General features: G+C 59.9%; 16 protein-coding genes and 1 tRNA gene. 14 read left to right on the forward strand and 3 right to left on the reverse strand.

The genetic code is table 11. The annotated features are described in order from the left end of the window. Positions 1-369 precede the first annotated feature (369 nt). The 11 genes from ACE3UG_RS11175 (at position 370) to ACE3UG_RS11225 (ending at position 9118) form a co-directional block, all read left to right on the forward strand. On the forward strand, positions 370-717 hold the full coding sequence (locus ACE3UG_RS11175) for an ArsR/SmtB family transcription factor (RefSeq protein ID WP_374623623.1): 348 nt from the start codon (positions 370-372) through the stop codon (positions 715-717). A gap of 163 nt (positions 718-880) precedes the next feature. After that, a complete protein-coding gene (gene soxC / locus ACE3UG_RS11180; protein WP_374623626.1) occupies positions 881-2248 on the forward strand; it encodes a sulfite dehydrogenase in 1368 nt (455 codons plus the stop codon). After that, on the forward strand, positions 2232-3455 hold the full coding sequence (locus tag ACE3UG_RS11185) for a c-type cytochrome (RefSeq protein WP_374623629.1): 1224 nt from the start codon (positions 2232-2234) through the stop codon (positions 3453-3455). The genes soxC and ACE3UG_RS11185 overlap by 17 nt, the downstream gene beginning before the upstream one ends. A gap of 84 nt (positions 3456-3539) precedes the next feature. After that, entirely contained in the window at positions 3540-3869 is a 330-nt protein-coding gene (locus ACE3UG_RS11190; protein ID WP_374623632.1) for a c-type cytochrome, read from the forward strand. A 135-nt stretch (positions 3870-4004) separates the two neighbouring features. Then, positions 4005-4472 carry a thiosulfate oxidation carrier protein SoxY gene (soxY, locus tag ACE3UG_RS11195; protein ID WP_374623635.1) on the forward strand — a complete coding sequence of 156 codons (468 nt, stop codon included), beginning with the start codon at positions 4005-4007 and terminating at the stop codon, positions 4470-4472. Between the two features lie 31 nt (positions 4473-4503). After that, a complete protein-coding gene (gene soxZ / locus ACE3UG_RS11200) occupies positions 4504-4815 on the forward strand; it encodes a thiosulfate oxidation carrier complex protein SoxZ (RefSeq protein ID WP_374623638.1) in 312 nt (103 codons plus the stop codon). A gap of 267 nt (positions 4816-5082) precedes the next feature. Further along, on the forward strand, positions 5083-5868 hold the full coding sequence (gene soxA, locus ACE3UG_RS11205) for a sulfur oxidation c-type cytochrome SoxA (RefSeq protein ID WP_374623713.1): 786 nt from the start codon (positions 5083-5085) through the stop codon (positions 5866-5868). Between the two features lie 19 nt (positions 5869-5887). Then, positions 5888-6538 (forward strand): sulfur oxidation c-type cytochrome SoxX, encoded by a 651-nt coding sequence (soxX, locus tag ACE3UG_RS11210; protein WP_374623641.1) that lies wholly within the window; start codon positions 5888-5890, stop codon positions 6536-6538. Between the two features lie 75 nt (positions 6539-6613). Next, a complete protein-coding gene (locus ACE3UG_RS11215; RefSeq protein ID WP_374623644.1) occupies positions 6614-7144 on the forward strand; it encodes a TlpA family protein disulfide reductase in 531 nt (176 codons plus the stop codon). Positions 7145-7208: 64 nt separating this feature from the next. Then, positions 7209-8918: a thiosulfohydrolase SoxB gene (gene soxB, locus ACE3UG_RS11220; RefSeq protein WP_374623647.1), complete on the forward strand. Its 1710-nt coding sequence runs from the start codon at positions 7209-7211 to the stop codon at positions 8916-8918. A 124-nt stretch (positions 8919-9042) separates the two neighbouring features. Beyond that, positions 9043-9118, forward strand: a tRNA-Ala gene (locus ACE3UG_RS11225). 234 nt (positions 9119-9352) lie between these two features. On the opposite strand, the gene ACE3UG_RS11230 is transcribed toward ACE3UG_RS11225, so the two are convergent. The 3 genes from ACE3UG_RS11230 to ACE3UG_RS11240 all read right to left on the reverse strand — a co-directional run bounded on the left by ACE3UG_RS11230 (position 9353) and on the right by ACE3UG_RS11240 (position 11127). After that, on the reverse strand, positions 9353-10399 hold the full coding sequence (locus ACE3UG_RS11230) for an NAD-dependent epimerase/dehydratase family protein (protein WP_374623650.1): 1047 nt from the start codon (positions 10397-10399) through the stop codon (positions 9353-9355). Positions 10400-10521: 122 nt separating this feature from the next. Continuing rightward, on the reverse strand, positions 10522-10719 hold the full coding sequence (locus ACE3UG_RS11235) for a transposase (protein WP_374623653.1): 198 nt from the start codon (positions 10717-10719) through the stop codon (positions 10522-10524). Between the two features lie 30 nt (positions 10720-10749). Beyond that, on the reverse strand, positions 10750-11127 hold the full coding sequence (locus ACE3UG_RS11240) for a transposase (RefSeq protein ID WP_374623655.1): 378 nt from the start codon (positions 11125-11127) through the stop codon (positions 10750-10752). 158 nt (positions 11128-11285) lie between these two features. Here ACE3UG_RS11240 and ACE3UG_RS11245 point away from each other — a divergent pair, with 158 nt between their 5' ends. From ACE3UG_RS11245 to ACE3UG_RS11255, 3 genes are read left to right on the forward strand one after another with little or no spacing between them, the layout of a single operon-like run. Next, positions 11286-11690 (forward strand): MarR family EPS-associated transcriptional regulator, encoded by a 405-nt coding sequence (locus ACE3UG_RS11245; protein ID WP_374623658.1) that lies wholly within the window; start codon positions 11286-11288, stop codon positions 11688-11690. Then, positions 11687-13129 (forward strand): mannose-1-phosphate guanylyltransferase/mannose-6-phosphate isomerase, encoded by a 1443-nt coding sequence (locus tag ACE3UG_RS11250; RefSeq protein WP_374623661.1) that lies wholly within the window; start codon positions 11687-11689, stop codon positions 13127-13129. Before ACE3UG_RS11245 ends, ACE3UG_RS11250 begins: the two co-directional genes overlap by 4 nt. Next, complete coding sequence (locus tag ACE3UG_RS11255; protein WP_374623664.1) at positions 13126-14079, forward strand: GDP-L-fucose synthase family protein; 954 nt, start codon at positions 13126-13128, stop codon at positions 14077-14079. The genes ACE3UG_RS11250 and ACE3UG_RS11255 overlap by 4 nt, the downstream gene beginning before the upstream one ends. Positions 14080-14082: the final 3 nt, after the last annotated feature.

The raw sequence follows: 14082 nt of genomic DNA on the forward strand, positions 1-14082 counted from the left end.
GGCAAGGGACGAAGTGCGCTAGGTGCGCTAAGTGCGTAGCGCCGGCGCCTCGTTTCCTTTCATCTTTCTGATCGGGTTTTTCCCTGATGTCGCAAACCCCTGAGTCGTTCCGCGTGCGGCTGCGCCGGTTGGCGTGTGCGACGTCGCGCGTCGATGAATCGTATGCGCAGTGGTGCGCTATATCCGTCGGTATATACGGAAAAGCGTCTGGCGAGCGTGAAGTGCGCGTCGTCCGCCGCGATGCATTGGCATCCGACATGTTGCAGTGCAGCTTGCTTACTTCGCCTAATGTTTTGATTATCTGTATATGCGTATTTAGGCATATACGACATTCCTTCTGCCTTCGTACGAACCCAAAGACTGACCGCCATGGAAGAACTCGATCGCGTATTCGAAAAGGTGTCGCACTACTTCAGCCTGCTCTCCGAGCCGACCCGGTTGCGGATTCTGCATGCGCTGTGCGGTGGCGAGCGCTCGGTCAACGAGGTGGTGACGCAGGTGGGTTCGTCGCAGACGAACGTCTCCCGGCATCTCGGGGCGATGTATCAGGCGGGTGTGCTGGCGCGTCGTCGCGAAGGGAACCAGGTGTATTACGCGATTGCGGATACAGGGGTGGTCGAGATTTGCCGTGCCGTGTGCGTGCAGGTCGCGGGCCGACTCGAGGAGGAGGCGCTGCCGGGGCGAGCCGTCGATGGCTTCATGCCGCGCGTCGGCTGACGTTCGCAGGTTGCTGTGAAACCGTAGTACTGCCGCATTGCAAGACCCGTGGGACCCGTAGGACAGCGCAGCGACGAGACTGCGCGCGGATATTCGAACGCAAGCGGTAAGGTGCCAGTGTCCTCGCGATGCTGGCGCACGCCACAAAACGCGAGGAGACAGGGTGAGCAAGACCAGCGATAGCGCATCGCGAGCCGGCCGTTTGCGCCGGGCTCCGGAGAATTTCGTCGACGGCACGCTTGCCGCCGACATTGGCCGCGACGGGTTGAACCCAACGCGACGCAGCTTCCTGCAGCGCAGCTTTCTGGCCGCCGGTGCCGCGCTCGCCGGGGGCGCCGCCTTTGCCGCCGACGCGCCCCAGGGGGCCGGTGATCCGATGATTCTCGAGCCGCGGCCGTGGGCCACGTCGCTGGGCCAGCCGGTGGCCGCGCGCCCCTACGGCGTGCCGTCCAAATACGAAGCAAATTTGCAACGCCGCCAGTCGCCGGGGCTGACGCAGACCACGCAGGCATCGGTCGCGTTCGCGCCGTTGCAGGGTCTGTTCGGCATCATCACGCCGAGCGGCCTGCACTTCGAGCGCCATCACCAGGGTTGGCAAGAGATCGATCCGACGCAGCATCGCCTGATGGTGCACGGCCTCGTACGCGAGGCTAAGGTGTACACGATGGATGACATCATGCGCTTGCCTGCGGTGTCGCGCATGCACTTCATCGAGTGCGGCGCGAATACCGGCATGGAATGGGGCAACGCGGCGGTGCCGACGGTTCAGTACACGCACGGCATGCTGTCGTGCTGCGAATTCACGGGGGTGCCGCTCTCGGTGCTGCTTGACGACGTGGGGGCCGACACGAAGCGCGGCCAATACGTGCTCGCCGAAGGTGGCGACGGCTCGGGCATGACGCGCACGATCTCGATGGAAGCGGCGCTCTCCGACGTGCTCGTCGCCTGGGGCATGAACGGCGAGATGCTGCGGCCGGAGAACGGCTATCCGCTGCGACTGGTCGTGCCCGGCGTGCAGGGGGTGTCGTGGGTGAAGTGGCTGCGTCGCATCAAGGTGGGCGACGCGCCGTGGAATACCAAGGACGAAACGAGTCACTACGTCGACTTGATGCCGGACGGGCAGCATCGTCAGTACACATCGATCCAGGAATGCAAGTCGGTCATCACGTCGCCCTCCGGCGGTCAGGCACTGCTCGATCGCGGTTATTTCAACGTGACGGGTCTTGCCTGGTCGGGCCGGGGGCGCATCAAACGGGTTGACGTATCGACCGACGGCGGCAAAACGTGGCGCACGGCGCGACTTGAATCGCCCGTATTGCCGAAGTGCCTGACGCGCTTCAACTTCGACTGGCAATGGGACGGCTCGCCGGCGCTGCTGCAAAGCCGCGCGATCGACGAGACCGGCTTCGTTCAGCCGCGTTATCGGCAGTTGCGCGAAGTGCGCGGCACGAAATCGATCTATCACAACAACGCGATCCAGACGTGGCAGGTGGCGGCGAACGGGGAGGTGACCAATGTCCACGTCGATTGAACGCAAGTCACTGCACAGCGTGCGTCGGCGCGCGCAGTCGGTGGTGATTACCGGGCTCTGGGCGGCGGCGCTAACGCTCGCGGGGCTGACCGTGGCGGCCTGGATCTCGGCCCCCGCGCAGGCGGCGCCCGCCCATGCGACCAAGACCGCGCAGACGGCGGCGTCCGTGCCGATCAAGGCGCCGCCGGGGATCGGACGCGACGCCACACCCGCGGAGCTGAGCGCGTGGGACATCGACGTGCGTCCCGACTTCAAGGGGTTGCCCAAGGGGCATGGCTCCGTCGCAGACGGCCAGAAGTTGTTCGACTCGCGCTGCGCGTCGTGTCACGGCACGTTCGGCGAGAGCAACGAGGTGTTCAATCCGCTGGTGGGGGGAACCACGGCCGACGACATCAAGACGGGGCATGTGGCGTCGCTGCGCGCGAACAATCAGCCGGTGCGCACCACGCTCATGAAGGTCGACACGATCTCGACGATCTGGGACTACATCCGTCGCGCCATGCCGTGGAATGCGCCGCGCTCCCTGACGCCCGACGAGGTGTATGCGGTCACGGCGTACATTCTGAATCTTGGGGAGATCGTGCCATCGGACTTCGTGCTCTCGGACAAGAACATCGGCGACGTGCAGAAGCTCATGCCCAATCGCAACGGGATGACGCGCGCGCATGGCATGTGGCGCGTGGGCGACAAACCGGATACTCATAACAAGGCGTGTATGCAGGATTGTCCCGAGGCTGGTATCGTGACGTCCGCACTCCCTGCGTACGCCCGCGACGCACATGGAGATCTGGCCGCGCAAAACCGGATCATCGGTCCGGTGCGCGGTGTCGATACGAAGCTGCCGCCGCTGTCGGGCACCGCCGCGCAAAATGCGTCGATGCGCAAGACTGCGGCCCTCGCCACGCTCGGCATGGCGAGTCCGGACGCGCCGGCCCACACCGCCGCTGCGACGTCACCGGCAGCAACGCTTGCGGACAAGAATGGTTGTCTGGCCTGTCACGGTGTGACCGACAAGAAGATCGGGCCCGCCTTTTCGGAGGTTGCCGCCAAGTACCATGGGCAGTCGGATGCGGCTGAAAAACTGGTGGCGAAGATACGTGCCGGAGGCGCTGGTAACTGGGGCAGCATGCCAATGCCGCCGCAGTCGCAGGTCGCCGAGACCGACGTCCGTACGATGGTCGACTGGATTCTCCGTGGTGCCCATTGAGCGGGCAGGGGTGTCTGCGGATGCGCGCCGGTATGCCGGCGCCGCTGCGGAACCCCGTCCCCTACACAAACCGAAGGAGAAACGATGAAGAAGATGCTGATCGCTGCGGCCATGGTGGCCGGCACCTCGCTCGCGCACGCCGGTGTCGACGTTGCAGCGGCGACCAAGCTCGCGGGTGCCAATGCTTGCATGGGTTGTCACGCCGTCGACAAGAAGCTCGTGGGCCCGTCCTATCAGGATGTCGCTGCCAAGTACAAGGGTGACAAGGACGCCGTGGCCAAGCTGGTGAAGAAGGTGAAGGGTGGCGGTTCGGGCGTTTGGGGTCCGATCCCGATGCCGGCGCACCCGAACCTGTCGGATGCCGACGCCAAGATCCTCGTCGAGTGGGTTCTGGCTGGCGCCCCGGCGAAGTAAGGCCGGGGCAGGGGGCTCGTTGACCGGTCGCGATGCAGTATGCGCGGCGGGTCAGGCGAGCGAATGGCAGCCGGTGCGTTGCGTCCGTCCCGGACAATTCGCACCGGTGGCCTTTAGAGAAGGAAACACACAGAGATGAACCAACAGCGACGCGACATGCTGCGGTTTTCCGCGGTAATGGGACTGGCGGTAGCCGCCGGGCTGATCAAGCCCGAAGAGGCGCGCGCGGCAGAGGCGCATTGGAACAAGGCGGCGTTTTCGACCCGGAGCGTGGCGGACACGGTCAAGGCGCTTGGCGGCACTGCTGCCAGCCCGAGCGATCTGGTCGTGCTGACTGCGCCCGACATTGCCGAGAACGGTGCGGTCGTGCCGGTGGCGGTGACGAGCAAGGCGCCGAATACGCAAATGATCGCGATTCTGATCGAGAAGAATCCGAACACGCTCGCGGCGTCGTTCGACATTCCCGACGGCACCGAGCCGGCGGTGACGACGCGCGTGAAGATGGGCCAGACCTCGAAGGTCTATGCGCTCGTCAAGGCGGACAACAAGTACCTCGTGGCCGAGAAGGAAATCAAGGTCACGCTGGGCGGCTGCGGCGGTTAAGCGACGCATCGTAGAACAGAGGAGCCACAACATGGGTAATCCGATGCGCATTCGCGCAACCGAGGCGGGCGGTGTCGTCGAGGTGAAGGTGTTGATGAGTCACATCATGGAAACCGGCCAGCGCAAGGACGCTTCCGGTAATATCGTACCGGCACACTTCATCCAGAACGTTACGGTCACGTGCAATGGCAAGACGGTGCTGTCGGCCGAATGGGGGCCGGCGGTCTCGAAAGATCCGTTCATGGCGTTCAAGTTCAAGGGCGCAAAGAAGGGCGACAAGGTCACGGTGACGTGGGTCGACAACAAGGGCGATTCGCGTACCGACGAGACGACCATCGCTTGATGGGCAGGAGGCCGGGAGGCCGGGAGGTGCACGGCGGCGGGCGACCTACGCTGCCACGCGGGCCCGGCTGGGTGGGACGGCGTGATGTCGAATCCGCGCCGCGCAGTGTGCAAGCACGAGCGCTCCTGGGGATCCTCCCCGTTGCGCGCGGACCAACCCCACGAAGAGGAGATCGAGATGAACGAGGCGCAACATAGCGCACGGGCGAGTGTACGAATGAGCGCGGGAGGCCACGCAGCTTGGCTGCGGGGGACCGTGCTCGGCGGCATGCTCGTCATTGCGGGCGTCAGTGCCCCCGCATTCGCTGCGGAGAGCTCGACGGCGGACGCCATCGCGCAATACCGCGAGATGCTTGCCGACGGCAATCCGGCGGAACTCGTGGAGATGCGAGGCGAAGAACTCTGGAAGACGCCGCGCGGCCCGAACAACGTGTCGCTCGCACAGTGCGACCTGGGTCTTGGCGCTGGCGTCGTGAAAGGTGCTTACGCGCAACTGCCGCGCTACTTCCCCGATACGAAGCGCGTACTCGATGCAGAGTCGCGCATTGTCGAGTGCATGGTGCATCTGCAGGGCTTCAAGCGGGCAGACGTCATCAAGCAGCCGTTCTCCAAGGAGGGGCAGGACCCGACCGATCTCGAAGCGCTCACCGCCTACGTGTCGGGTCAGTCGCGTGGCGCGACGATACATTTGCCGCAATCGCACAAGGAAGAGAAGGACGCGTACGCGCGGGGTCAGAAAATCTTCTATTACCGTGCGGGCCCGTACGATTTTTCGTGCGCGTCGTGCCACGGGGCGGACGACAAGCGAATCCGGCTTCAGGACCTGCCGAATCTGACGAAACCTGCGGCGGCCCGCCAGGCATTTGCGACATGGCCGGGCTATCGGGTATCGCAGGGTGCGCTGCGCACGATGCAGTGGCGGATGAACGATTGCTTCCGTCAGCAGCGCATGCCTGTGTTGAATTACGGCTCGCAGGCGTCCATTGATCTGATTACCTTCCTCGGCGTGATGGCCAACGGCGGCAAGATGGACGCCCCTGGCCTGAAGCGCTGACCGATTGCGAGGCATACCCATGAAATCATTCGCATTGCGCGCGACGGGCGTCGCGCTGGCAGTGGCCGGGGCACTCGTTGTCGGCACGGCCTTCGCCGAGGGCGAGAGCACGAAGCTGGTGACCGGCACCACCGACGCGGCCGTCGTGCAGGAACTGCGCGACTCGTTCCGAGCTTCGGGCATTGCTCAGCTCGATCGCATCGATCAGAGCGAATTGCAGAAGCTGTGTACGCAGTACGCAACCAAGCCGATGCCGGCGAAGATTGCGGAGCGTCTGCAAAAGGCCGAGATGGCGAACGTCAAGGCACCGGCCGATGGTCAGTATCTTGGCGACTGGAAAGAAGGCGAGAAGGTCGCGCAGAACGGCCGAGGCATGCAGTTCACGGACAAGGCCGATACCGTCAACGGGGGTAATTGCTACGCGTGCCACCAGTTGACCAAGAGCGAGATCTCGTTTGGCAACATTGGGCCTTCGCTGTATCACTACGGCAAGTTGCGCGGCGACTCGCCCGAAGTGCTCAAGTACACGTGGGCGAAGGTCTACGACTCGCACAGCTACACGGCTTGCTCGAACATGCCGCGTTTCGGTGCGGCGGGCATCCTGACGGAAAAGCAGTTGAAGGACGTCATGGCGCTGCTGCTCGACCCCGCGTCTCCCGTCAACCAGTAAGCCACCGCCGTTCAGGCGGGCGACCTGAGATCGTTGCGATCGACGGTCGCCGCCGGCTTCCGGAGTGCTGCAAGCATGAGATCCCTGAGCTTTTCGACTCCTCACGTCAGTGCGCGCGCGCGACGGGGGATGTTGGCCGCCGTGCTGGGCGTGGGGGTGATGGCCGCCGCGTGGCCCGCACAGGCGTTGGAGGTTGGCGATACCGTCGTGCTGCCGTCGCTCACGTTGCTCGATGGCAAGACGTTGCCCGCCAGCGCGTTTAAGGACCGCACGGTCATCGTCGAGTATTGGGCGTCGTGGTGCCCGTTCTGCGCGCAGCAGAACCCGTATCTGCAGAAGCTCTACGACGCCACGCGCGGCAAGCCGATCCAGATCGTCACCCTCTCCATCGACAAGAAGCCGCAGGAAGCCGCCGACTATCTGAAGACGCATGGCTACACGTTCCCCGCGGGCATGGAGAGCGATGCCTGGCAGGCGGCGCTGGGCAAGCGTCGCGGCCTGCCGGAGTTGTATGTGATCGGTCGTAACGGGCGCGTGTTGCGCAAGGAGGTGGGCGAGATGTTCGGTGAGGATGTGGCGGCGCTCGCGGATTACGCGGGGAAGTAAGCGAACCGAATTCGTAGAATGACAATGCAGGCGCGCCACGTCGTGCGCGTGCCACGGAGACGAAATGAATCGACGCGAGTTCATGCAGGTGTTGGCGGTGGCGGCGGCGGGCGGGATGGCGTTGTCGCATCAGGAGATGGCGGCGGCCAAGGCGGCAGACGTGTTCTACGATCTGCCAGCGTTCGGCAATGTGCATCTGCTGCATTTCACCGACTGCCATGCGCAGTTGCTGCCGATGTATTTCCGCGAGCCGAGCGTCAATCTCGGGATTGGCGAGCAGGCGAACAAGCCGCCGCACCTGGTGGGCGAGGCGTTCTTGAAGGCGTACGGCCTGCAGCCTGGCACACCTGACGCGTATGCGTTCACGTACCTCGACTTTGCGTCGGCGGCGCGCACGTATGGCAAGGTTGGCGGGTTTGCGCACCTGGCGACACTGGTCAAGCGCATGAAGGCGTCGCGCCCCGGCGCACTGTTGCTCGATGGCGGCGACACGTGGCAGGGGTCGGGCACGTCCATGTGGACGAAGGGCCAGGACATGGTTGACGCCACGCTGGCGCTGGGTGTCGATGTGATGACCGCGCACTGGGAATTCACATACGGTGCGGACCGTGTGAAGTCTGTTGTCGAGGCGCAGCTCAAGGGCAAGATCGACTTCGTTGCGCAGAACGTGCAGACGAACGATTTTGGGGATCCGGTCTTCGCGCCTTACACGATGAGAACGATGAACGGCGTGCCGGTGGCAATCATCGGGCAGGCGTTCCCATACACGCCGATTGCGAACCCGCGTTACTTCGTGCCGGACTGGACGTTTGGCATACAGGAAGAGCGTTTGCAGGCGATGGTTGACGAAGTGCGCGGCAAGGGGGCGCAGGTCGTGGTCGTGTTGTCGCACAACGGCATGGACGTGGACTTGAAGCTGGCGTCGCGCGTGCGGGGTATCGATGCGATTCTGGGCGGTCATACGCACGATGGAGTGCCGAAGCCTGTCATCGTTGAGAATGCTGGCGGCAAGACGCTTGTGACGAATGCCGGGTCGAACGGCAAGTTCCTGGCGGTGCTGGACTTCGACGTGAAGGGTGGCAAGCCGGTGGACTTCCGTTACAAGTTGTTGCCGATTTTTGCCAATCTGCTGCCGGCCGATGCGCAGATGCAGGCGCTGATCGAGCGCGTGCGTGCGCCATTTGCGGCGAAGCTGGCGGAACCGCTGGCGGTGACGGAAGGTGTGCTGTATCGGCGGGGCAACTTCAACGGGACGTTCGACCAGTTGCTGCTCGATGCGGTGATGGCGGAGAAGGACGCTGAGATCGGGTTCTCGCCGGGATTCCGTTGGGGAACGTCGCTGCTGCCGGGGCAGACGATTACGATGGAGCAGTTGCTGGATCAGACGGCGATTACCTATCCGTACACGACGCTGACGCCGATGACGGGCGAGACGATCAAGACAGTGCTCGAGGACGTTGCGGACAACCTGTTCAATCCCGACCCGTACTACCAGCAGGGAGGGGACATGGTGCGGGTGGGCGGCATGGACTACACGATCGACCCGATGGCGCCGATGGGGCAGCGGATCAGTGAGATGCGTTTGAACGGCAAGTTGATCGAAGCGGGCAAGACATACAAGGTGGCGGGCTGGGCGCCGGTGGCCGAGGGAGTGCAGGGCGAGCCGGTATGGGACGTGGTGGCGCGATACCTGCGTGCGCAGAAGACGGTGGTGGCAAAGGCGCCGAAAGTCCCGTCCATCAAGGGGATGAAGGGGAATCTGGGGGCGGTTTGAGGGAAGAGGGTGCTTCTATGGAGGCACGTATTCCGATGAAAAGGCAGCAAGTTCGGCAATTCCCGAGCAATTTGGTCGGTTCCTCGCCGTCCGGGGAAAAACCGCTATAATCGTTGCTTCGTGTGGGGCGGTAGCTCAGCTGGGAGAGCGTCGCGTTCGCAATGCGAAGGTCGGGAGTTCGATCCTCCTCCGCTCCACCAAGCATCCCAAATCCGGACCGCTATCTGGTCGAGATTTCTTGAAACATCCGAACCACGACAGTCACTTCCGTGCGCCGATGGGGTGAGCCAGCAAGCTTTCGAACAGTGAACTCGGCGGGGTAAATTCAGTCCTCCACGATAAACCTGGCTCCGAAAACAAGAGACCCCGCTTCACCTTTGTGCCCGATTTGGCGCGAAGGTGAAGCGGGGTATTTTTTGTTCCATACCCGGAAGTTACTCCGTGTAGAAAACGTCCTCATTTTCGTGAGATTCGATGAACTCGTAGCGCACGGTCTGCGCAAGCGCTTCCTCTAAAGGAACGGGTGGTACGAAGCCTGTCTGATCGATAGCGGTGTCGTAGACGGAGTTCGCGCAGAATTTCTTAATTCGTATCGAGCTGATCGCGAATCTTTTTCCAGTAAGCGTGGCAACTAGATCGAAACCTTTTCCAATCAGGAGCCCAACTGCAAAGGGAAGCCTAAATCGGATCGTTCCAGCGCGGCCAAGTATGCGATTCACGTTTGCAACCAAGCTATTCATCGTGAAGTCCGGCTTATCTATGAAGTTATAAGTGTGGACTCCTGGTTTGAAGCGCATACTGTATTCGATAAAGGCTGCTACGTTTTCAACGTAGGCCACGGACTTGCGGTTCTTGCCGTGACCGATCATGAAAAAATTACCTGATGCAATTTGACGCAGCAAGTTGTAAACATTGCCCCGATTTTGTTCGCCGAAGACTACAGTGGGCCGAATTATGACCAGCGTTCGATCGTCTGGAGCGTCAGCTTGCCACGCTTTGAAAATTTGTTCGGCCTCGTATTTAGTGCGCCCGTAATCATTAAAAGGGGCAATTTTCCCAGATTCATCGGTTCCAATCGGAGCGAAGCCATAAACTGCGACGGTGCTGGTGAAGATGATCGTCTGGACGTCCTTCTCGTTGGCGATAGAGCAAATATTCTTCGCACCACCAACGTTTACCTCGTCATAAAGGCTTAAGGGTCGAACATCATCACGATGCTCGGCGGCCAAATTGACGATCACGGAGTTCTGGGAAATCGCTTCCCTTAACTGCTCCATGGATCTCACGTCACCCAACGTCACCAGATCGGAAAACGCTTTGCTGGGTACTTTGTCAATTATCTTTATAACGGCGTTGTCATTATTAATTAGCCGGCGAATCAGGCGCGTACCAATAAAGCCACTACCGCCTATAACGTTAACATTGCGCATGAGATGGAATATTTTGAAAAGATAAATAGATTTCGGATGATAACTGTTCATAAGTTAAATCGCTGTGCTGCGCATCCGCACTCGGATTGTGAGAAGAACGATTTAACGGTCTCACGCGGTTTTTGAATCCGACGCGGGATTTCAAGCGCGAGATTTCTCATGTCATCGCTGTCTCACGCGAGGCGCGGGCAGATATGGCGTTTGACATGCGCCTTTACTTGTTCGTCGGGGTTCAATTGTGGCGCGTATGGCGGCAAATAAAACGGCTTGACTCGACCATCGTGCGACGTGACGTAGTTGCTGAGATGCTTGGACTTACGGATGGGATGATCATTGACGATGAGGAGCACAAGCGTTATCGCGCCGATCATCAGGCGCGTGATAGATAATCTAGGCCGTTGTTACAGTGAATGCCCTTTGGTTTCCTCGCTATTCGATGTGCTGCTACAGCGTGCGAATTTTGCCAGGGCCTCCGCGACTATTTCAGCCTTGAGCTTTTCCTCGATGTACATCTTGCGCAGGTGGGCAATCTCCGCTGCAATCTTTTTCATGCGCGACTTCATCGAAGTATCCATCCCTCGAATTTCGAACGCAGCTTGTGACGCGTTGTTGAACTGATACCCAGTTCCCCGGCATACCTCCGTCACCGCCACGCCGGCTTCCGCACGCTTGAGCGCCTCCATGATCTGGCTGTCCGTGAATCTTGACTTCCTCGTCTGCCGAACGCGCTCATAGCGAGAAAATTCTACTTCTTCCAGCGCCGGTTTGTGGGGCGACATTGCCGGGACGCCTCTACTCCTGCGATATTTTGTTGTGTCGGTGTGGGTTGAACAGCGGCCCGCAAGGTACAATGTTCAAGTTCTTACAGAACTTGAACTCGCCACCCCGTGTGACCGCGCTCGCTGAACGTGACATGACATGGCGGTGGCGTGCACATATGAACACTCACGCATCGCAGAGGAAACTCGTCGATTTTATGACAAGTCGTCAAGCCAAACTACAGGAAGATACATATTTCCGGGTAATGCACATTCTCCAAGAGAACCCAGACTTCACGCAGCGAGAACTGGCCGAAAAGCTGGGCATCAGTGTCGGCGGGCTGAACTACTGCCTCAAAGCGCTGATGGAAAAGGGCTTGGTGAAAATGAAAAACTTCACCAATTCCAAGAACAAGTTCGGCTACGTCTATGTGCTCACTCCGACAGGTATGGCAGAAAAAGCTGCCATCACGCACCGGTTCCTCCAGCGAAAGATAGAAGAGTACGAAACATTGAAGGCTGAAATCGAGGCCCTGACGTCCGAAGTTGAAAAGCCTGGCGACGAAGGAGCGCAAAAAGCATGATCGACGTTACCCCCGTTATCCTCTGCGGTGGTTCCGGCACGCGTTTGTGGCCGCTTTCCCGGACCGGCTTTCCCAAGCAGTTTCTTTGCTTGACTGGGAACGAGAGCCTATTTCAGGCGGCTACGCAGCGTCTGTCAAACCTAGGCAATGCTGAAATTCACGTTGCCCCGCCGCTCATCGTTACGGGTGAAGATCATCGCTTCTTGGCGTCGGAGCAGTTGCGCGAAGTGGGGATTGATCTGGGGTGTGCCTTGCTGGAACCGGTGGGCCGCAACACCGCCCCTGCGTTGACCCTCGCAGCACTGGCAGCTATCGAGCGGGGGCAAGACCCCATTCTTGTTGTCACCCCCGCTGACCAGGCGGTGGCCAACCTTGCTGCGTTCACGGTTGCCATGCGGCAGGCCATCACTGAAGCTGCCACGGGCAGCATCGTTATTTTGGGCGTCAAGCCTGATCGAGCCGAAACCGGCTACGGCTATATCAAAACCGCCGTCTCGCCGGCGCCCGCTTTAGCGGTTGAACGATTTATCGAGAAGCCCAATGCCGTCACCGCTCAAACTTACCTCGACGAAGGTGACTATTACTGGAACGCTGGCATGTTCGTGCTCAAAGCCTCAGTCTGGCTCAAAGCACTCGAACTGTTCCGTCCAGACATCGCTCAGGCCACCCAGCAAGCTTGGGACAAGCGCACCGCCGATGCGGCCTTTATTCGCCCAGGCAAGATCGAATTTACGGCCATCCCAAACGAATCCATCGACTACGCCGTCATGGAGCGCTGCACAGGCAGTGCCTTCCCGATCAAGATGGTGCCACTGGACGCCGGTTGGAACGACCTAGGAGCATGGGATGCCGTCTGGAACGTGCTGCCCAAAGACGAAAATGGCAATGCCCATTTAGGTGATGTGCTCACCACTGACAGTCGCGATACATTGGTGCACGCAACTAGCCGTCTCGTGAGCCTGGTGGGTGTTGAAAACCTCGTCGTCATTGAAACCGCAGACGCCATACTAGTCGTAGACAAATCTCGCAGCCAGGACGTCAAGCACATCGTCAATGAACTCAACATCAATGGCCGCAAAGAACACACTCTACACCGTAAAGTACACCGCCCCTGGGGTTGGTACGACAGCATTGACGAAGGCGACCGCTTCAAGGTCAAGCGTATTCAGGTCAAGCCGAAGGCCAGTCTTAGTCTTCAAAAACACCATCACCGTGCAGAACACTGGATTGTCGTCACCGGCACGGCCGAAATTACTAACGGCGACAAGGTGCTAACCCTGACCGAAAACCAGTCCACGTACATTCCGCTCGGCGAAGTTCATCGACTAGCGAACCCCGGCACCATACCGCTCGAAATCATTGAGGTCCAGTCAGGCAGCTATCTGGGCGAAGACGACATTGTGCGTTTTGAAGACCACTACGGGAGAACCGGGGCGTGAAAACCTCCAAAATTTATGTTGCGGGACATCGAGGTATGGTGGGTTCTGCCATCGTCCGGCAGCTCAAAGCGGCTGGTCACGACAACATCGTTACCCGAACGCATGACGAGCTTGACCTCACCCACCAAGCAGCAGTGAATGATTTTTTTGTTAAAAACAAACCCGAGGAGGTTTTCTTAGCTGCTGCAAAAGTTGGCGGTATTCACGCGAACAACACTTACCCGGCCGATTTCATCTACCAAAATCTGATGATCGAGGCCAACATCATTCAGGCGGCCCACGCCAACGATGTGCAAAAGCTCCTCTTCCTCGGCTCAAGCTGCATCTACCCGAAGGCAGTGCCTCAGCCAATGCGCGAAGATGCTTTGCTTACTGGCGTATTGGAGCTTACCAATGAACCCTACGCCATCGCCAAGATTGCCGGCATCAAGCTGTGTGAGAGTTACAACCGACAATTCGGCCGCGACTACCGCAGCGTGATGCCTACCAACCTGTATGGCCCCGGCGATAACTACCACCCGGAAAACTCCCATGTTATCCCCGCCCTAATACGGCGCTTTCACGAAGCCAAGGTCAACAACGCACAAAGCGTCACGATTTGGGGAAGCGGCACGCCAAAACGCGAGTTCCTCTATGTCGACGACATGGCTGCCGCCAGCGTTCATGTGATGAACCTCAGCAAAGCAAGCTATGACCAACACACCCAGCCGATGCTCAGTCATATCAATGTAGGGTGTGGATACGACGTCACTATTAAGGAATTGGCTGAAGCAGTTAGGAAAACCGTCGGCTACCAAGGCGAAATCACCTTTGACTCTACTAGACCCGATGGCACCCCGCGCAAGCTGATGGACAGCTCACGAATCAATGCACTTGGCTGGCAAACCAAAGTAGATCTCGAAACGGGATTAGGTTTGGCGTATGCGGATTATCAAAAGAATCACGTATAAAAA

Origin of the sequence: Pandoraea sp. (genome assembly GCF_041919235.1) — a bacterium.
In the GTDB taxonomy this organism is placed as follows: domain Bacteria; phylum Pseudomonadota; class Gammaproteobacteria; order Burkholderiales; family Burkholderiaceae; genus Pandoraea.